At 49.9% G+C, this 20,501-nt stretch carries 15 protein-coding genes; 14 read left to right on the top strand and 1 reads right to left on the bottom strand.

Annotated elements, in window-relative coordinates; all coding sequences use genetic code 11:
- The first annotated feature begins 2 nt into the window (after window positions 1-2).
- From CWE22_RS02930 to CWE22_RS02880, 11 genes are all read left to right on the top strand, one after another.
- On the top strand, window positions 3-1,373 hold the full coding sequence (locus CWE22_RS02930) for a YcjX family protein (protein ID WP_169929888.1): 1,371 nt from the start codon (window positions 3-5) through the stop codon (window positions 1,371-1,373).
- Window positions 1,370-2,380, top strand: coding sequence for a TIGR01620 family protein (locus CWE22_RS02925; protein ID WP_169929887.1), 1,011 nt, complete (start codon window positions 1,370-1,372; stop codon window positions 2,378-2,380). Before CWE22_RS02930 ends, CWE22_RS02925 begins: the two co-directional genes overlap by 4 nt.
- Window positions 2,381-2,480: 100 nt before the next feature.
- Window positions 2,481-3,719: a methionine gamma-lyase gene (megL, locus tag CWE22_RS02920; RefSeq protein WP_169929886.1), complete on the top strand. Its 1,239-nt coding sequence runs from the start codon at window positions 2,481-2,483 to the stop codon at window positions 3,717-3,719.
- A 6-nt stretch (window positions 3,720-3,725) separates the two neighbouring features.
- Window positions 3,726-4,532 carry a phenylalanine 4-monooxygenase gene (phhA, locus tag CWE22_RS02915; protein ID WP_169929885.1) on the top strand — a complete coding sequence of 269 codons (807 nt, stop codon included), beginning with the start codon at window positions 3,726-3,728 and terminating at the stop codon, window positions 4,530-4,532.
- Window positions 4,533-4,572: 40 nt separating this feature from the next.
- Window positions 4,573-4,917 (top strand): 4a-hydroxytetrahydrobiopterin dehydratase, encoded by a 345-nt coding sequence (locus CWE22_RS02910; protein ID WP_169929884.1) that lies wholly within the window; start codon window positions 4,573-4,575, stop codon window positions 4,915-4,917.
- Window positions 4,918-5,028: 111 nt separating this feature from the next.
- Entirely contained in the window at window positions 5,029-6,594 is a 1,566-nt protein-coding gene (gene tyrR / locus CWE22_RS02905) for a transcriptional regulator TyrR (RefSeq protein WP_169929883.1), read from the top strand.
- Between the two features lie 268 nt (window positions 6,595-6,862).
- Window positions 6,863-7,939, top strand: a complete 1,077-nt coding sequence (gene hppD / locus CWE22_RS02900) for a 4-hydroxyphenylpyruvate dioxygenase (RefSeq protein WP_169929882.1) — start codon at window positions 6,863-6,865, stop codon at window positions 7,937-7,939.
- Entirely contained in the window at window positions 7,932-9,077 is a 1,146-nt protein-coding gene (locus tag CWE22_RS02895) for a homogentisate 1,2-dioxygenase (protein ID WP_169929881.1), read from the top strand. The genes hppD and CWE22_RS02895 overlap by 8 nt, the downstream gene beginning before the upstream one ends.
- Window positions 9,078-9,085: 8 nt before the next feature.
- A complete protein-coding gene (locus CWE22_RS02890) occupies window positions 9,086-10,108 on the top strand; it encodes a fumarylacetoacetate hydrolase family protein (protein WP_169929880.1) in 1,023 nt (340 codons plus the stop codon).
- A 20-nt stretch (window positions 10,109-10,128) separates the two neighbouring features.
- Complete coding sequence (gene maiA, locus CWE22_RS02885) at window positions 10,129-10,770, top strand: maleylacetoacetate isomerase (RefSeq protein WP_169929879.1); 642 nt, start codon at window positions 10,129-10,131, stop codon at window positions 10,768-10,770.
- A gap of 103 nt (window positions 10,771-10,873) precedes the next feature.
- On the top strand, window positions 10,874-13,354 hold the full coding sequence (locus tag CWE22_RS02880; protein ID WP_169929878.1) for a S9 family peptidase: 2,481 nt from the start codon (window positions 10,874-10,876) through the stop codon (window positions 13,352-13,354).
- Window positions 13,355-13,471: 117 nt separating this feature from the next.
- Here the strand turns inward: CWE22_RS02880 and rne are convergent, their stop codons facing one another.
- The gene (gene rne / locus CWE22_RS02875; protein ID WP_169929877.1) at window positions 13,472-16,453 is read right to left on the bottom strand and encodes a ribonuclease E; all 2,982 of its coding nucleotides are present in this window, start codon (window positions 16,451-16,453) and stop codon (window positions 13,472-13,474) included.
- Between the two features lie 553 nt (window positions 16,454-17,006).
- Here rne and CWE22_RS02870 point away from each other — a divergent pair.
- From CWE22_RS02870 to CWE22_RS02860, 3 genes are all read left to right on the top strand, one after another.
- Window positions 17,007-18,791 carry a hypothetical protein gene (locus CWE22_RS02870; RefSeq protein ID WP_169929876.1) on the top strand — a complete coding sequence of 595 codons (1,785 nt, stop codon included), beginning with the start codon at window positions 17,007-17,009 and terminating at the stop codon, window positions 18,789-18,791.
- A gap of 67 nt (window positions 18,792-18,858) precedes the next feature.
- Window positions 18,859-19,812: a 23S rRNA pseudouridine(955/2504/2580) synthase RluC gene (gene rluC, locus CWE22_RS02865; protein ID WP_169929875.1), complete on the top strand. Its 954-nt coding sequence runs from the start codon at window positions 18,859-18,861 to the stop codon at window positions 19,810-19,812.
- On the top strand, window positions 19,809-20,501 hold the full coding sequence (locus CWE22_RS02860) for an HAD-IA family hydrolase (RefSeq protein WP_169929874.1): 693 nt from the start codon (window positions 19,809-19,811) through the stop codon (window positions 20,499-20,501). Before rluC ends, CWE22_RS02860 begins: the two co-directional genes overlap by 4 nt.

Below are 20,501 nucleotides of genomic sequence, written 5' to 3'. Positions count from 1 at the left end.
TGATGCAGCTCACACGATTAAAAAAGCTCCAACAACAAGGCCGCGATCTTCTCGATCGCGGCCTTGATCGTCATATACGGCTAGGTGTAACGGGTCTCAGCGGTGCCGGTAAAACGGCGTTAATTACGAGTTTAATTGATCAACTGAGTCATTCTGCTAGCTACCCGCAAAAGTTACCGCGGTGGTCACTCGCCGCGCAGCGCCGTATCGTGGATGTAAAGTTTGCAGCACAGCCCGATTGGTCCATCGCCCGCTTTGACTATGAGGGGGCACTGCAAGCGTTGCGTGCTGAATCTCCGCAGTGGCCCGAAAGTACGACCGGATTGAGCGAGTTGCGCTTGGAATTGACGATAGCGCGTGACGGTGGTTGGAAACAAGCGGCGTGGCCGACCCAGAAGCTAGTCATCGACCTATTTGACTATCCGGGAGAATGGTTGTTGGATCTGCCGCTGCTGGACATGACGTTCGAGGACTGGTCAACGGCACAATTAAAACTGCTCCATGAGCCTAGTCGAGAACTCATTGCAAAGCCTTGGCTGACAGCGACGGCAAGTGTCGGGGACATTGTATCAACAGCGGACCTAGACGCAGTAGTACGCCATGCAAGTGCTGGCTACCGAGATTTACTCAAACGTCTGCGGTATGACGTTGGTGTGTTTTGGTCGCAACCAGGACGTATGTTGTTACCTGGCTCTCTTGAGGGAGCACCCATCCTCGATTTTTTCCCGTGGCCAGGTCACTTTAACGATCAAACCAGCGCGCTTACAAAGGCTTTACAACAGCGCTTTGAGCGTTATAAAGCGGAAGTCGTCACACCGTTTTATCGGGATTACTTTTGCCGGTTCAATCGGCAAATCGTGTTAGTTGATATTCTCGGTGCCATGCAACGAGGACCCGTTGCTTTTGCTGATTTGCGATTAGCTCTCAGCGCGCTGCTACCAGTGTTTCATTATGGTCGCAATAGCTGGTGGCAGCGATTGTGGCGGCCGCATATTGAACGCGTAGCCTTCATTGCAACTAAGGCTGATTTACTGACATTGACTCAACAACGAACCGTGTTGGACTGGTTACAAGAGTTAGTCGGTTCAACAGAGATCGACGTTGATTCTGCCGTGGCTCAGATGCAACAAGTTGTCGCAGCAGTGCGCGCCACGGAGTATGGGCACTTAGCTGATGGTCGTGAAGTTCTAAGGGGCTCTGTTGATGGAACGCAACGAGCCTTTCATGTTGATTATTTGCCAGCTTTTGGCGCGCAATTGGCTACCCCGGTTGCGTTACCTAAGCTGGACCCGCCGGATGCAAATGAACCAGGACCATTACCAAATCTGCGTATCGATCAACTGCTCGAGTTTTTATTGGGAGATTTAGCATGACGGAATCCTCAAAACGCCCACAAGTTCAGTATTTCGAGGCAGATGATTTTGTCGCACCGGAGCCGTCACCAAGGGTCGAGCTGACCGATTCGGTACCGTCTCGGTTAGTCGAACGGCCGCACCGGAGTCGCTGGCGTAAATGGTTAACGCTGGGCATTGGCTTGATTGGATTGCTACTGGTGGTTGAAGCCGTGCTATTTATTCTGGCGAGCTGGCGTGAGTCCTTGTTGCTGGGTGCACTATGGTCATTGGCTCTCGGCATTGTGGTGATTACCACCGGTGCTTGGCTCATCCGTGAATGGTGGCTGCTGCGGAAGATGCGTCAACGTTGGCGACAACGCGACGATAACCAGCAGCATCCACAAACTTTCCGCCCAGAACAACTATTGCCACAACTGGGACACCCCGACTTGTATTCGCACTGGGCAAAGTTTGATCGGCAAGGTTTGCAACAGGAAGAGCAGTTACAGCTGTTCGAGCAGCAGGTGCTGAGTAAAGTTGATCAGCAGGCGGAGCGTATTATTACCGACCATGCCCTGCAGAGTGCGTTGCTGGTTGCCGTCAGTCCGATCGCGTTAGTCGATGCTGGCGCTATGTTGTGGCGGAATCAACGTATGGTCACAGCTATTGCGAAATGCTACGGCTTGGAAATGGGGTATTGGAGTCGCATGCGGCTATGGCGCCAGTTATTCGTGAACATCGTAGGTATCGGCGTGACGGAAGTGGCGATCGATTTATCAACCTCTTGGCTCGATGCTAGTGTGGCGAGCAAGCTATCCGCACGCGCTGGCCAAGGTGTTGCGGCGGGTCTTTTGACAGCGCGACTGGGCCTGCAGGCACAACAGCTCTGCCGACCTTTGGTCTTTCAACACGTTCAAGCTCCGCGTCTGAGCGTTATTCGCAAACACATGATGCAGCGGTTGATGCATCAAGTTCCTCAATTTTGGCGATCGGCAACTGCAACAAAGCAGTCTGATGCCGTTGCTTCCTCAGCGGTGGAAAAATAACGTTACACCTGTATAGGCAGCTGACCGACTGTTGATAGTTGCGTTCACACGAGAGCAGATGCACTCTGATAGTAGATTTTAACAAGGATATTCTGCTGCTATGCGCTCAAACGATAATAATAACAAGCGTTGGCAACCCGCAACGGTGACCATTCACGGTGGTAAGAAACGTGATGAGCACGGTGCGTTGGTGTCGCCTCTGTATCAAACCGCCACTTTTGCGTTTGAAAATACTGCGCAGGGTTCGGCGCGCTTTGCTGGTGAAGAGGCAGGGTATATCTATTCTCGCCTCGGTAATCCGACGGTCACTGAGTTAGAGCAACGTGTTGCAGCCTTAGAAGGCTATCCAGCAGCGGCTGCGTGTGCCACCGGTATGGGTGCCGTCTCTGCATCGATGCTCGCGTTTTTGCAGCAGGGCGACCATGTGGTGATTTCAGATGCTATCTACGGTTGTAGCTTCGCTTTGTTTTCTCACCTGTTTACGCGGTTCGGTATCGAAGTCACCTTTGTTGATATGAGTACGCCGGATCAAGTGCGTGCTGCAATGCGGCCAGAAACGCAGGTCGTATTTTTAGAGTCGCCGGTGAATCCTCATCTACGTGTTATTGACATAGCCATGGTCAGTACCATAGCACACGAGTTTGATGCTCGAGTTATTGTCGACAACACATTCATGACGCCTCTCTTGCAACAACCGATTCAGCAAGGTGCTGATCTAGTTTTGCATAGCGCGACTAAATATTTGAACGGCCATGGCGATGTGGTGGCGGGTGTTGTTTGCGGTTCAACAGACGATATCGAGTTGATCAAGTTGACCACATTAAAAGACATGGGGGCGACGATGAGTCCGCATGACGCGTGGTTGATTCTGCGCGGTCTGAAAACGCTGGATGTGCGAATGGAACGCCATTGTCGCAATGCTGCAGAAGTAGCGGCGTATTTGCAACAGCAACCACTCGTACGTGAAGTCTATTATCCGGGCTTCCCGACGCACCCTGCGCAACGTTTGATGGGAACCCAAATGCACGGTGCGGGCGCAGTGATCGCATTTGAGTTGCATGGCGATATGGATAGCGCACGCCAGCTGTTGGATGAACTTGAGCTAATCACTATAGCGGTTAGCTTAGGTGATGCGGAGACGCTAATTCAGCATCCTGCTTCGATGACACATTCGCCTTATACTCCTGAAGCGCGAGCGGCAGCGGGTATTACAGACACGCTGATACGGATTTCAGTAGGCTTAGAGGCCGTCGGTGATATTATCACCGATTTGGAACAAGCCTTTGCAACGGTTGCGAACCAACAAAAACACACACAACCTCAAGCAATATACGGGTGATTGGGTATGGGTAAACAGAGTAAGTACGTGTCACGTCAACCTGACGAAAATGGAATGATTCATTGGTCAGATGAAGATAATGCAGTATGGCGCGATTTAGTTGACCGACAGTTGAAGCATATTCCGGGTAAAGCGTGTGATGAATACATGCACGGGCTGGAGTTACTGGATTTACCACGTGATCGGGTGCCGCAATTGCATGAAATCAACGCGGTGTTGCAAGAAACCACAGGTTGGCAGGTTGCTCAAGTGCCGGCGTTGATTCCATTTGATGAATTCTTCCGGCTATTGGCGAACAAAGAGTTTCCGGTGGCAACGTTTATTCGTACACGTGAAGAATTTGACTACTTGCAAGAGCCAGACATTTTTCACGAGATTTTCGGGCACTGTCCTCTGTTGACCAATCCAGCGTTCGCTCATTTTACTCATCAATACGGTAAATTGGGGTTAAACGCGACTCCGAAAGAGCGTGTGTATTTAGCACGACTCTATTGGTTCACCGTGGAGTTTGGTTTGTTGAAAACGGCGGATGGTCTGCGTATTTATGGCGGTGGTATCTTGTCGTCGCCAGGTGAAACCGATTACTCGTTATACAGTGACAAGCCGGAGCGCTTGCCCTTGAAGCCTCTGGATGCGTTGCGCACGCCGTATCGTATCGATATTATGCAGCCGCTATACTACACCATCGAATCGACCGATGAGCTATTTGAAATAGCCGACTTAGATATAATGGCATTGGTGCATGAGGCGATGGAGCTCGGTCTATTTGAGCCCAAGTTTCCGCCGAAAGAAAAGCTTGCCGCCAATCAATAATGTCATAACGCACAGAACTTGAAGTAGAGAAGGAAACGAGATGTCAGAGTTACAACAACAGAAATGTGAAGCCTGTAATGCAGATGCACCACAAGTTACGGACGAAGAACTCGCGAGTTTAATCCGTGAGATTCCTGACTGGACTCCTGTGGTTCGTGATGGTGTGATGCAACTGGAGCGTGAATTTAAGTTTAAAAACTTTAAACTGGCTCTAGCCTTCACTAACCGCGTTGGCGAGATTGCCGAAGCAGAGTTTCATCACCCAACTCTCACGACCGAATGGGGAAAGGTAACCGTCACCTGGTGGACCCATGCGATTCATGGTTTACACAAAAATGATTTCATTATGGCGGCTCGTACTGACGCGGTGTTAGCTGACAGCTAAACAAGTTTGCGGTCCCCAGTAGAAAATAAACGCCCAATGCGAGTGATCGCATTGGGCGTTGTTGTGTATACTAAGGTTTACAGTCAACGATTCACGGGCAGACGGTGAACTATGCGTTTAGAGATAACTTGTGATGACCGCCTTGGCATAGCGCAGGACGTACTCGAAATTTTGCGTGATCATGAAATAGATTTGCGCGGCATCGAAGTCGATCCGAAAGGGAAGATTTTCCTCAATTTCCCCGAATTGGAGTTTGAAGACTTCCAACACCTGATGCCAGAAATCAGACGCATACCCAACGTCAAAGATGTGAAAACCGTGGCCTTTATGCCATCCGAACGCGAGCATTTCGAGTACAGTCTACTCCTGTCAAAATTACCAGACCCTGTGTTGTCCGTGGATACGCGTGGGGTAATCGACATAGCCAATGACGCTGCAGAACTGCTCTTGAATGAGCAAGGACAGCGCTTGTCCGGACAACAAATTAGTCATTACCTGACCGGTTTTTCAATTCAGCGTTGGCTCGATAAACAACCTCGTGAAGCAACCGTACAACAAGTCATCATTGGTGGTGCTAAATATTTTGCCGATGTGCTTCCGATTTGGATCCACGACGACAACGGCAAGAACAATTTTGCCGGCGCCGTGATCACCTGCAAACCGCAGCCGCTCTCGGGCGCTTGGCAGCGCGGTGGTAACGAAGAAGCTTTCAGCCAGCTGATTGGTGATCATGCCAGCATGAAACGGGTATTGCGAGAAGCCGCCCGTATGGCTGAGCTCAATGTGCCATTGTTGATTCAAGGCGAAACTGGGGTCGGCAAGGAATTACTTGCACGCGCTTGTCATCAAGCCAGTCGCCGCTCGCAACAGCCATTTTTGGCTATCAATTGTGCAGCGTTGCCAGACAATGTCGCAGAGAGCGAGTTATTTGGCCATGGTAAAGGCAGTTTAGGGCCATATACTGAAGCGAAGAAAGGTATCTTTGAACAAGCTCATGGCGGCACTGTACTGCTGGATGCCGTCAGTGAGATGTCCAATGGCCTGCAAGCAAAGTTATTACGTTTTATCCAAGATGGACGCTTTCGTCGTATTGGTGAGGAGCAAGAGGTGCGGGTAGATGTTCGCATTATTTGCTCAACCCAAGGTGAGCTTGCTGATCGGGTTAATGCTGGTAGCTTTCGTGAGGATTTGTTTTACCGCCTTAATGTGCTGACTCTCACCGTTCCACCGTTGCGTGAACGTCGCAGCGACATCCAAGTCCTGGTCGATCATTTCACGGTGCAAGCCTGTCAACAGCTTGGACGAAGCTTGGTCGCACTCACTCGACCGGCTCGGGAACGACTCCAAGAGTTCCACTGGCCGGGGAATGTACGGCAACTCGAGAACGTGTTGTTTCGCGCCATATCTATGCTTGAGGGGGATACTTTAGGGGCTGAGCAGTTACAGCTGCCACAACCGAGTGCACTGCCAGAGAATGTTGCTCTCGACTTGGATGCCGATACGCTTGATGAAGCAGTCAAAAAATTTGAGAGCGCTGTGCTACGGCGGTTGTACCCGAGTTATCCAAGCACCCGTTTATTGGCCCGGAAGTTAGGGCTATCGCACACGGCGGTTGCGAATAAATTGCGCGATTACGGTATTGGAAAACAGCGCAAGCGTAAGTCTACAGACATCTAATGGCGGCTTGCAGCGCTCGGATGTAGCGGAAACGATACAGTAATCCGCCCAATACGGGTAGCTGGCAGCAAAAGTTGACAAGAGTTCCCGATAATAGGCATGAAATGAATAGCTGTAATGATATATTTACAAATCGGATGAACACTTCCCCGCAGTCTTTTTACGCCCGAAACTGGTCAATTTTGGCATTGTGACGCTTAATGGTAGCACTACCGATTTAGTTTATTGGCCCACTTCCGCGGCCGTTGTTTGCAAGGGAGCTACAATCATGACTGACAAAAACTATAATCCACTCCAGACCGATGGTTTCGAATTCGTTGAGTACACAGCTCCGAATGCCGAGGGTATCGCTGCACTCAAAGATTTATTCGACAAGCTTGGTTTTACCGAAGTCGCGAAGCACAAACGCAAAGAAGCTTGGTTATTTAAGCAAAACGACATTCATTTTGTTATCAATGCTGAACCAGGTGGTCAGGCAGAAGCTTTTGCGAAAGACCACGGTCCGAGTGTGTGCGGCATGGCGTGGCGCGTTAAAGATGCTCAACATGCCTTTGCTCATGCCGTCGAAAATGGCGCGAAACCTTTCCAGCGTGATGTCGCGGCCGGTGAAGCTAATTTCCCTGCGGTTTATGGTATTGGTGAGAGCGTATTGGCATTTGTTGACAACTACCAAGGGCTTGAAGTTTACAAGCAAGACTTCGACTTCTATCCAGACTGGGAAGCGAAGATGAAAGACCATGCGGCTGGCCTGTATGAAGTTGACCATCTGACTCATAACGTTTTCCGTGGCAACATGGATACGTGGGCTGGCTTTTACGAGCGCATTGGTAACTTCCGCGAAATTCGGTACTTCGATATTGAAGGTAAGTTAACCGGATTGTTGAGCCGCGCGATGACTGCGCCTTGCGGCAAAATCCGCATCCCCATTAACGAATCACATGACGACAAGTCGCAAATTGAAGAATATCTGCGCGAATATAAAGGCGAGGGTATTCAGCACATCGCTCTGACCTCAGACAATATCTATCAGACCGTGCGCGACCTGCGCAGCATCGGCATGGACTTTATGCCGACGCCTGATACTTACTACGCGAAAGTGGACGAGCGTGTTGAAGGTCATGAAGAGAACCTTGAGGACCTGCGTGACTTGCAAATTCTGATTGACGGCGCGCCAATGAAAGACGGCATCTTGCTGCAAATTTTTACCAAAACAGTAATCGGCCCAGTCTTCTTTGAAATTATCCAGCGTAAGGGCAATGAAGGCTTTGGTGAGGGTAACTTCAAGGCACTATTTGAGTCGATTGAAGAAGATCAAATTCGTCGTGGAGTGTTAAGCGATGCGTAAATGGATCAGTTTTCCGAAACAAGTTGGCGTGACCTCGAAGCAGGCACACGCTGATTTGCCGGAGCAGGCGATCTATGAACGTGAAGTTGGGCGCAGTGGTTTCTTTGGCCCAGCGACGCATTTTCATCATCGTCATGCGCCAACAGGTTGGAGTGAGTGGACCGGTGATTTACGGCCACGCAACTTTGATTTTAACAAACTGGATAATGTGGCCACCGATTCCCCATGGCAAGTGCCTATGTTGTTGCACAATGCGCACTGCAAGTTCCGTATTTGGCATTGCCAGAAGAATATGCCGTTCCTGGTGCGCAATGCCGATGGTGACGAACTGTTGTTCGTTCATGAGGGCCGCGGTGAGTTGTTCTGTGATTATGGCCACATTACCCTTGAGAAGGGTGATTATTTTAGCATCCCACGTTCAACTTCGTGGCGTCTAGAGCCTATTGAACCGATGCAACTGGTGATGATTGAAGCTACGAATGGTAGTTATCAGTTACCTGAGAAAGGTCTCGTGGGCAACCATGCGATTTTTGATCCTGCCTGTCTCGAAGTGCCCGATATTGATGAAGCATTCAAAGCACAATACGACGAGAATGACTGGCAAATTCAAGTCAAACGACATGGTCAAGTATCGGTGATCACCTATCCGTACAATCCTCTCGATGCAGTGGGTTGGCACGGCGATTTGGCGCCCGTGCGCGTCAATTGGCGTGATTTCAGGCCGTTGATGAGTCATCGCTATCATCTACCGCCGTCAGCTCATACGACTTTCGTGGCTGAGCGTTTTGTGGTGTGCACCTTTGTGCCGCGGCCGATCGAATCCGATCCCGGCGCGCTGCGAGTGCCGTTCTACCACAACAACGATGACTACGATGAAGTGTTGTTCTACCACGAGGGTGACTTCTTCAGTCGCGATAATATCGATAAAGGTATGGTGACTTTCCATCCGGCAGGCTTCACCCATGGACCTCATCCAAAAGCGTTCCAGGCTGGCCGCGAGTACAAGAAGAAGTTTACCGATGAAGTAGCGGTAATGCTGGATTGTCGGGATGCGTTACAGATGGGGGACGTCTGTGCCTCGGTCGAAAATCCGGACTATGTGTACAGCTGGAAGCCGAAAACCGAATCCGATAAATAAGGAGATTTATGAAATTCGCAACTTACCGTGATGGTACTCGTGACGGCCAACTCATGCTGGTGAGCCGTGATCTTAAGCACGCAATTGCTGTGCCGGCGCTGGCTGCAACGTTGCAGGAAGTCTTAGATGATTGGGACGGCATCGCCCCCCAGTTAGAAACCGTTTACGCCGCATTGAATGCTGGTGAACTGAGTGATGCGCAACCGTTTGATGAAGCGCTTTGTGAATCCCCCTTGCCACGCGCCTATCAATGGGCGGATGGCAGTGCTTATGTGAATCACGTTGAACTGGTGCGCAAGGCCCGGAATGCTGAAATGCCGGAAAGCTTCTGGACTGATCCACTCATGTACCAAGGTGGATCGGATGACTTTCTGGGTCCGAAAGATCCAATCGAAATGGCGGATACCAGTTGGGGTATCGATTTTGAGGGTGAGATTGCAGTGATTACGGACGATGTCCCTATGGGAGTATCGGTAAGCCAAGCTGGCAATTATATTCGGTTGTTGATGCTAGTGAACGATGTGTCGTTGCGTGGCTTGATTCCGAACGAATTGGGTAAAGGCTTCGGCTTTTTCCAATCCAAGCCATCATCGGCGTTTTCACCGGTTGCTGTAACACCAGATGAGCTCGGTACAGCATGGCGCGACAACAAGGTGCATTTACCGTTATTAAGCCACTACAACGGTGAAAGCTTCGGTAAACCGAATGCCGGACAAGATATGACGTTTGATTTTGCGCAGTTGGTCGCGCATGCAGCGAAAACGCGTCATCTCAGCGCCGGAGCGATTATTGGTTCAGGAACCGTATCGAATAAACAAGGGACTGAGCACGGGAGTGCGATCAAAGAGGGCGGAGTAGGCTATAGTTGTATCGCTGAAGTCCGAATGATCGAAACTATTCGTGACGGTAAACCGAGTACTGGCTTCATGCAGTTTGGCGATACCATCCGCATTGAAATGTTGGACGCGAACGCGAACAGCATATTTGGAGCGATTGACCAAACGGTGGTTCAGTACCAAAACCCTGATTAAATGATACGACGGAGCGAGACATGGAACTGTATGGCTACTGGCGTTCAAGCGCCAGTTACCGCGCGCGCATCGCTTTAAATTTCAAGCGTCTTGATTACAACTATATTCCAGTTCACTTGTTGAAAGAGGGCGGTCAACAACACAAGACCGCCTATCGACAACTCAATCCCAATGGGCTGGTGCCTACGTTAGTCGATGGACCAGTCGTTATCCATCAATCGTTAGCGATTATGGAATATCTCGAAGAGAAGTATCCAGGTCCTGCATTATTGCCGGGTAAAGCAGCGAAACGTGCTGCGATTCGGGCGCTTGCATTGGATCTAGCGGCTGAATTGCAACCCCTGATTAACCTGCGGGTGCAGCAATATTTGAGTCAAGAGCTCAGCGTCACTGACGCGCAGAAGAAAGCGTGGCTCGAGCACTGGTTCAAGCAGTCGTTCTCTGCGTTTGAGCAGAGTTTACATGAAACCAGTGGTGAGTTTTGTGTCGGTGACGAGTTTTCTTTGGCGGATGTTTGCTTAGTGCCACAGCTATACAGCGCCGAGCGATTTGGCATTGATGTGAGTGCATATCCCTATTTGACCCGTATTGGCAAACGGTTACTCGAATTACCGTGGGTTGAGGCTGCGCATCCGAACCTGCAGTCTGACGCAGAAGCCTGATTATCTCTCGCAAACACGAAACGCCCGGCTCGCATGTTGTCGGGCGTTTTGCTTTAATGCGTGAAGACCTATTAAAAGCCTCATCAGAAAGGAAGGATCAACTATGAAAACCAAGTTAGCGGTGGCGATAGCCGCGGCCTTGTTGACAGCCTCGTGTGCGAGCACCCAATCGTACGCACAAAACGAAACGACTGAGCGCCCTGCGATTGTACAAACGGCTGCTAATTCGCAAGCAACGGCTGATAGCGTGCTCACGCTCAATCAAATTATGGCAGATCAGGAGTGGGTCGCTCGTTCGCCCAGCAACGCTTACTGGATGGCAGATGGCAGCGGCGTGATCTATCAGCAAGAGCGCGAGAACAGCGAACTCAATGATTGGTACCATTTGGCATTAGAAAATCCTTCTGAAGCACACACCATACCCCTGGACCGTCTGCATCGATATGCGCACAATGATGGTGTCTACAATGTGGATCGTTCACTGCTGGCGTATACCTTTGAAGGCAATATCTTCGTTCGAGAGATGGCGACAGGACAGATTCTTCAGCTCACGCGTGATGAGGCGAGACAATCGCAATTACTATTTTTGACCGATGGTCGGGTTTCATACCGGCAGGGTAATGATTTCTTCGCTGTAGATACAGCGTCAGGCTTGACTGAGCAGTTGGCGAGTCTGGAGACGCGCGATGCACCCAAGCCCAACGAAGAACCGAAAGATTTCATTGCGCGCGAGCAACTAGAACTAATTGAATTTATTCAAAAAGAACGCAAAATTCGTGCAGATCGGTTTGACCAACAACAAAAACTTCGCGCCGCGAATGAGTCACTCGCACCGCAACCGTTTTATCTCGGCAACAACAAACAAATTGTCGCGGCCAGCCTATCGCCTGCCGGTGATAAACTGATTGTTGCAGTTTCTGCGCCAAACTCTTGGCGTGATGATGGTGACATCATGCCAAATTACATCGGCGAGGATGGCCGCGTGAAAGCGGAAAATGTTCGTCGTCGAGTGGCTGATGCGAAGCCTGTTGAGCACCAACTCATGATGCTAGACCTAGAGTCAGGCGAGCAAACCACGTTGACCTACAATACGTTGCCTGGTTGGGATGAAGATGTATTGGCGGACGTTAAACGCGAAAATCATGAAGCCCAAGGTAAAACCTACACGAGCGAGAAGAAGCCACGTGCGATTACTTTGATGCAAGATTGGGGTTGGCAAAGCGGTGCGGTCCGTTGGAATTCTGAGGGTACGGAAGCGGTTGTTATGCTTGAAGCTTGGGATAACAAAGATCGTTGGATCGCGTCGTTGGACTTCGCTGGTAAGCAACTGGTGAATCAACATCGTCTCCACGATGATGCTTGGATTAACTACACCCATAATGAATTCGGTTTTGTCACTGGTACTCAAGACACCATTTGGTATCAGTCAGAGGAAGATGGCTATGCGCATTTATACGCCAAGACTTTAGGTGGCGAGGCTCGGCAGTTAACATCGGGTCAGTATGTGACTGAAGATCCGCAATTGAGTGCTAATGGTCAACATATCTACTTCAGTGCGAACGAACCACATCCAGGCAACTACGAGATCTTTCGAGTGGCTGTGGCAGACGGTGAGTTAGAGCAGTTAACCAACTTGGGCGGCATTAATAACTATGAATTGAGCCCAATGGAAGACCAACTGTTGATCACCCATTCTAATGCACTGAATCCGCCTGAGCTTTATGTTCAAGCGATAGGAAGTGACACTGCGGAACGCTTAACGTACACGGCTACAGATACCTATTTGAGTTTCCCGTGGGCACCACCAGAAATTGTACCCATTGCTTCGAGCCATGTTGATCATCCGATTTATACACGCGTCTACTATCCAGACGACTACGATGCGAATCGTGCCGAAAAATATCCAGCGGTCGTTTTTATTCACGGCGCTGGCTATCTGCAAAATGCACATAGCGGCTGGTCAAATTACCAACGAGAATTTATGTTCCATACGTTCCTAACGCAACAGGGCTATGTGGTTCTGGATTTAGACTATCGGGGCTCTAAAGGCTACGGTCGTGATTGGCGTACCGCTATTTATCGACAAATGGGCACCCCTGAAGTGGAAGATTTGATTGATGTGGTCAATTGGGCTGGGGTAAATGCCAATGTGGATACCGATCGAGTGGGCACATACGGTGGCTCTTATGGCGGCTTCCTGACCTTTATGGCTTTGTTCAAGGAGCCAGGTTTATTCAAAGCGGGAGCTGCGTTACGTCCGGTATCTGATTGGGCTCACTACAATACTGGTTATACCTCGAATATCTTGAATCTACCTGATGATGATCCTATTGCGTATCGTCGTAGCTCACCATTGTACTTCACGGAAGGTTTGGAAGATGCATTACTGATTAATTCACCCATGGTCGATGACAATGTCTTCTTCCAAGATAGCGTGCGGGTAGTTCAACGCCTTATTGAGCACGAGAAAGAGGATTTTGAAACGGCTATTTATCCGGTCGAGCCCCATGGGTTCCGTCAACCATCGAGCTGGCTGGACGAATACCGCCGCATCTACAAACTGTTCGAAGAAAACCTCAAGTGACTTTGAAGTGCGCTAGTGGCTACTAGCTATTGGCTACTCGATAAATAAAAAGCCCCTTGCGGGGCTTTTTTGTTGGCTTTCGCTAGTAGCTAGTTACTATTAGCGTTTTCAAGGCTTTTAGCACTTTGTCATCTCTGACGTCACAACCTTGCGCGCTTGGCTCAGACTGCTCGTGCGTTCATCGCGAACCAACGGCTTTCTTTCCCCACTTGCCACTGGCAATGGTTGGAATGCCTCTGTTCGAGCAACAGCACTCGCCTTAGCCATAGGTGCGGTCGTAAACTTCACCTTAGTTTCAGTGGCAGGGGCTGCTGCTTGCGTTTTCTTTGCACGAGCTTTGGGAGCAGCTTTGGTTTTCTTTTCAGCTTTATCCGCTTTCTCAGCCTTCGCTGCTGGTACCGGCTGTTCTTCCGCTGCATCAGGTTCAGGCGCTGTTTCTGGCTCCGCTTCTGGCTTCGCTTCGATTTCAGCGTCTGGCTCAGCAGCTTTTGGTTTAGCTTCAACAGCAGGTTTTGACTCAGCTTCTGCCGCGGCTTCGTCAGGTTGCGCTGCGGGAGCTTCGGCAACATCAGTAGCCGTCTCAATGGAGACCGTTGCTGACTCTTGGGTCGCTTCTGACTCAGCTTCGGGTTTAGTCGCCGTATTTTTCTCTGCGGCTTCATCTGCAGCTTCCGTTGCAGTCTCTGCCTCGGCTTCAGCTTTTCGACGTTGGCCAGCAGCACGTTGATGACGGGGAGAACGACGACTCCGATTTTTCTGTGGCTTGTCTTCGGTTTGCTCGGTCTCCGCAGTTGCTTGCTTCGACTCGACTGCATCAGATTCAGATGCCTGCTCCTGCGCTTTGACTGCAGTCTCTGCCTGTTCTGGCGTTGCTGCAGGTTGAACGGCTGGGGCTGCTGATTCAGATGCTTCTGGTACTGACTTATTATCGGTGCTACCCGTTGTGTCGGTTACAGTGCCGCTGGCTGCTGCTGATAGTTCGGAGCCTTGACGGACTGAACGTTCCAATTTGCGTCGTTGCCGACGTGGCTTCGGCGTTGCTGGTTTTGACTCTGTTTTCGCCTCGCCTTTAGTTTCAGCTTTTGCCTCAGTTGTCGCCTCAGCAGCTTCTGCAGCTTTGGCTGTCGTCGCCTTATCATCAGCGTTGGTTTGCCGATTACGATTGCGATTCCGTCCACCCCGACGCGAATTGCCACGCTCGTTACGCTCATCTTTCGAGGTATCTTTGTTGGTGTCCGCTGCTGGAGTTGACGCTGCAGTGCTCTCATCATCACGATTAGTACGCTGACGATTGTTGCGGCGGCGATTATTGCCGCGACCATTCCCGCGGCGCTGGTTCGGCCGACGATTATTAGACGCTTGCTCGCGTTGCTGTTGCTTTTTCTTGGTCTCTTCTTCTGAGTCACCAAATAATCCTGCTAACCAGCTGCCTAAACGGCTGAACAGAGAAGGCGTAGTCACCGTTGGTGCAGCAGCAGGTGCAGCTGGGGTTGGTGCTGGCGCAGGCGGTGCCTGCAATCCTTTCAAGGCCGGTTCTTCAAAACTTGGCTTGTCTTTATTCAACACTATTTCAGTACGGGCATCTTCAGCATTTTCGATGAGAGTAAAGCTGTTCGCTTCATCTGCTTCATCTTGGCGTAAACGACGCACGTCGAAATGTGGTGTTTCAAGGTGTGGGTTTGGAATAACGAGAACCGATACCTTGTGGCGTTTTTCAATATCGAAAATAGACTGACGCTTCTCATTCAATAAGTAGGTAGCAACCGTGACCGGCACCTGTGCTTGAATTTGAATGGTATTGTCTTTTAGTGCTTCTTCTTCGATCAGACGTAGAATAGACAGCGCTAATGACTCGGCAGAACGAATCGTACCGTGACCGCTGCAGCGCGGACAGACGTGATTCGACGCTTCACCCAAGGATGGGCGCAGACGTTGACGTGACATTTCTAACAAACCGAAACGTGAGATCCGCGTGACTTGAACGCGAGCGCGGTCGTGTTTCAGACTATCGCGGAGTCGGTTTTCGACCTCACGCTGGTGGCGAACAGGAGTCATGTCAATGAAGTCAATAACTACCAAACCGCCAACGTCACGTAAACGTAACTGACGTGCAATCTCTTCTGCTGCTTCCAAGTTAGTTTGTAGCGCAGTTTCTTCGATATCGCCGCCTTTTGTAGCGCGCGCTGAGTTAATATCGATAGAGGTTAATGCTTCCGTTGGATCGATCACGATCGAACCGCCCGAAGGTAATCGCACTTCGCGCTGGAATGCCGATTCAATTTGGCTTTCGATCTGGTAGTGATTAAACAGAGGCACGTCACCTTGGTACATCTTCACTTTGTTCACAAAGTCTGGACGAATCAACCGAACGTGTTCACGAACTTGGTCAAATATTTCTGTTTTATCAATCAATACCTCGCCAATATCGCGACGTAAATAGTCACGAATGGCGCGAAATACAACATTGCTTTCTTGGTGAATCAAAAATGGAGCAGGGCGTGATTGCGCGGCTTGTTCGATAGCCGCCCAATGGTGCTTGAGCACGTTTAAATCCCATTCCAATTCTTCGGTCGACTTACCAACGCCCGCCGTACGCACAATCAATCCCATTTCGTCTGGGATATTGAGCGCGTCGAGGGTTTCCTTTAATTCGGTTCGTTCATCACCCTCGATACGACGTGAAATACCACCTGCACGCGGGTTATTTGGCATTAATACCAAATAGCTACCTGCGAGTGAAATAAAGGTAGTCAGCGCAGCACCTTTTTGTCCGCGTTCTTCTTTATCGATTTGGACGATGACTTCTTGCCCTTCCTTGATCACTTCCTTGATATTGGGACGACCAGAAAAGCTGTAACCTGAAGGGAAATACGTTTTGGCAATTTCTTTGAGAGGTAAGAAACCGTGGCGCTCTGCACCGTAGTCAACGAACGCAGCTTCTAAGCTTGGTTCGATACGAGTTATTTTACCTTTGTAGATATTGGATTTTTTCTGTTCATGACCTGGTGATTCAATATCGAGGTCATATAGACGTTGTCCGTCAACGAGCGCAACCCGCAATTCTTCTTGCTGGGTCGCATTAATGAGCATTCTTTTCATAGTTGTGACTCTTCACATACTTAGCCACAACACGGCACGAAAGGCTTACAGCCGTCGCGATTTCGAGTTCAAATTGTAGTGTGCCATAGCGCTCTCACAGCGTGTACTGACGCCCCCCGTCGTAATGGCTTTGCGACGTGAGGTTGCAATTGGTTACCAAGCCGAAATGCACTTGTAAACGAAACTTTCGTACCATGCCGTAGCGATGGTTTTAAAACGTGATTTGATTAATAAAGGCGGGTTCGCGTACTCGTTGCGACCATCTTCGCAGATGTTTATCCGTGCCGTCGAAATCTCGCTGATGGGGCTAGTTGCCCGCATTTGTGCGTATTCCGAGGTGGAAGTGTCGTTCGCTGTCACCACTCAGACCGCTCAAATCACTCGTAAATTCTTTGTCTCTACCGCTCTCTGTTGTGTCGGTGCGGATTTTTCCGACACAGGATTATCCCACGAAGTGCCCTCTCATGACAAGAAACAATATTGTCAAGACTGTTGACGCCCGAATTTCTACGATACACTTCATTTACAAATAACAAACAAAGGTACAGGGTTCATGCGTAAATTTTTCATCGGAGCTGCTGTTGTTGGGGTAGCAGTTGTAGCTGGATATCAGTGGCTGGAGTCAGATACGAGTATCGATCCGAAGTTAACGACTGCGTTGAGCGCGGTCCCGAGTGACACGGCGGTACTGTCAGCCTATTTAGAACCCATTGATATGGTCGCATACATGCGGCAGGTGGGCGGCTTAACTCCAGAACTACTGGAGCAACTCCAAAGTGACTTCGCTACATTGATGGATAGCCTTTCTGAGCGTGATAGTGCGGAACCGAACACTGATAATGAAGCTACCGCGAATATCAATCGTCTGAAATTCTTGTTTGCTTATGCCCAAACCATGTTAGAAGTCATTGGCGGTGACGTATCTCTCGAGGAACAGATGGGTTACGCGCAAAATACGCGAATTCTCTCCTACATGGTGGGTATTGCTCCAGTTATTCGCTGGGAAACAGCTGATAGCGCCCGTGTTGTTGCCTTCATCGAAAGCCTTGAAAATGACTATGATGTGACGCCAGAGATTCTTACCGTAGCTGGCGAAACCGTGCGCTCCTACGCCATTGATACCGGCAGCGAAGAGCAGTGGTCGGTGTGGTTGAGCACGAATAATGACTGGACGACACTGAGCGTACATTCATCTGCAACACCAGTCGCTGATCACGCGTTGCTGATTGGTGCTGAAGCAGCGCCTGAAAATGTGATTGCAGATGGCAGTTTTGATGCTATTCGTGAGCGTTATGCGTTGGACTATGGCAGCGTCGGCTGGATGTTATCGGAAGTGCTGACGGATGCGGTGAGTAATCGTCAATCGAATCGACTCGGTCGCGATTTGCGGGCCATTTTTCCAGAAGCCTTTGCGGAGCCAGAGCTCAAACAATGGACGGATGCCTCGTGTCAGGCTGACTTGCAAACCATCAGCGAGCGTTTTCCGGGTTTCTTCTCGGATATGCAAGTAACCACCACATCGGCAGACAACATGCGTATTGATGCTCGCATGGTTCTACCGATTGTGCAGGAAAATACAATTGGTGCGCTGCAGAAGCTACGTGGTGTTGTACCAAACTTCATGCAGCGTTCAATGGATGACGTCACAGTTGCTATGGCACTGGGTATCGACGCGAGTCAACTCGGCCCAGTGGCAAGTGACCTGTGGAATGCGACAGCTCAAGCGGACTTTTCCTGTGGGCCGTTGGTTGAACTGCAAGCCAGTATGCAACAGCAGCCTATCGGCGGTGCTTTTGCAATGACCAACATGGCAAGTGGCCTGCTTGGATTACAAGTCCTCGTTAACGAAATCGACGTGAATGGCCTGACTCAAGGCGATTTTTCCGGTCAACAAGTGGTGGTCAGCACCTCTTTAAATGACGTCGCATCATTTTACAGCGTGCTGCAAGCTTCATTTCCACCGTTAGCAGGCGTTAATTTGCCACCCGTGGGCGATACAATTGATATTTCGCCAGTCATGGCAATGGGTATTGGCGTTCCAATGAGCGCCAATCTGTCACGCGGTGAACATCAGCTAACTATCGCGACTATGGATGCTGTTGCGCAGCAATATCGGGAGCAACTCAACCAAACGTCGATTGAGGACCGTGGCTTGTTAGCTGTGAGTGTGGATAACGGTAAGATCAGCGAGCTGATCGAGGCCCAATTCACCGCACAGGGGCAACCCGTCCCAGAGGAGTTACAGTCGTTTATGGGACAGAATACCGTATCATCGCTTACTATGGACCTGAGTTTGCGTGGTCTTGAATTCGTGTATTCTACTGAGACGTCGAATTAATCTTTTCTATTGAAACCGCCGAAAATTCTGCGGCAGTGGGCGTCAGTTTCATGATAAACTGACGCCCATGCAAGATACCCAATCCACAAATCAAGGCGTCAGTTGGCAAACCGTTGAAGCGGACTATGCGGACCAGCGCATCGACAACTATTTGCTCGCGCAATTAAAAGGGGTGCCCAAGTCATTGGTGTACCGAATTTTGCGTAAGGGCGAAGTGCGCGTAAATAAAAAACGAGTAAAACCCGAATATCGCTTACAGGCAGGTGATTTAATTCGTATTCCACCGGTTCGTGTGGCTGATCAAAATCCATTACCCAGCGCCAACTTAAGTAGCGTACAAGCACTCGACCAACAGGTACTCTACGAGGATGATATTCTCATTGTCTTGAATAAGCCTGCCGGAATGGCGGTACACGGCGGTTCGGGCTTGCAATTTGGATTAATCGAGAGCTTGCGTGCACTGCGTCCACAAGCAAAGCATTTGGAACTTGTTCATCGCCTGGACCGCGAAACGAGTGGTTGTATTTTGATCTCTAAACGACGCTCAGCATTGCGCCATTTGCATGAGCAATTACGCAATAAAACCATGGACAAGCAATATGTGGCTTTGGTGAGAGGGCAGTGGCAGGATCATGTGAAATTAGTCGCCGCTCCTTTATTAAAGAATACGTTGAAATCTGGTGAGCGAGTGGTTCGTGTGGATGCGGATGGGAAACCGTCCGAGACGAAGTTTCGTGTGGTTGAGCGGTTCGAGGATTGCAGTTTAGTCGAAGCATCACCGTTGACCGGGCGAACGCACCAAATTCGCGTACACGCGCTGCATGCAGGGCATCCATTGGCACAAGATCCAAAATACGGTGATGAAGGGTTTAATCAGCAAATGCGTGAACGCGGATTACAACGTTTGTTCCTTCATGCGAAAAGTTTACGCTTCGAACATCCACAATCGGGCGAGATGATTCAGGTGGTCGCGCCACTCGAGCCATCATTGCTGCAGGTCTTAAAAAGTTTACGCCAATGAGTTCGCAACTGACTACTCCTCTTATTATTTTTGATTGGGACGGCACTGTGATGGATTCGGTGGGACGTATTGTGTCATCGATGCAACTGACGGCTCGCGATCTGGATTTACCGGTTCCAACGGCGATGGCGGTACGGGATATTATTGGCATTAGTTTAATGCCAGCGATTGATCGTCTATTTGGCACGTTATCGGAAAGCCAGTTAGAACGCTTTTTTGCCGTCTATCGGCATTATTATATTGATGCGGACCAAACCCCGTCACCGGTCTTTCCCAACGCTGAGTCGGTCCTCCAAAGTTTGCATTCGCAAGGTTTTCAATTAGCGGTCGCCACAGGCAAAGCACGACATGGTCTGGAACGGGTATGGGCAGAAACTGGACTCGACGCTTGGTTCCATTATTCGCGTTGTGCCGATGAAGCCGAGTCGAAGCCCCATCCGAAAATGTTACACGACTTATTGCGCGAAAGCGGTTTTCAAGCAGAGCAAGCAATTATGATTGGCGATTCCGTGCATGATTTGCGAATGGCAGCAAATGCTGGCATCGCAGCCATTGGTGTGACCTTCGGTGCGCATCCGCGACAACGACTCCAAGACGAAACGGCATTGTGTTTAGTCGATTCATGGGTGGAGTTACAATCGGTCTTAACTCAGTTTAATCCGTCTCTGACTCACCAAGTTGTAGGTTGA

The sequence above is a fragment of the Pseudidiomarina aestuarii genome (assembly GCF_003987355.1).
GTDB classification, from domain to species: Bacteria; Pseudomonadota; Gammaproteobacteria; order Enterobacterales; family Alteromonadaceae; genus Pseudidiomarina; species Pseudidiomarina aestuarii.
This window is presented reverse-complemented; position numbering and strand designations above follow the sequence as displayed.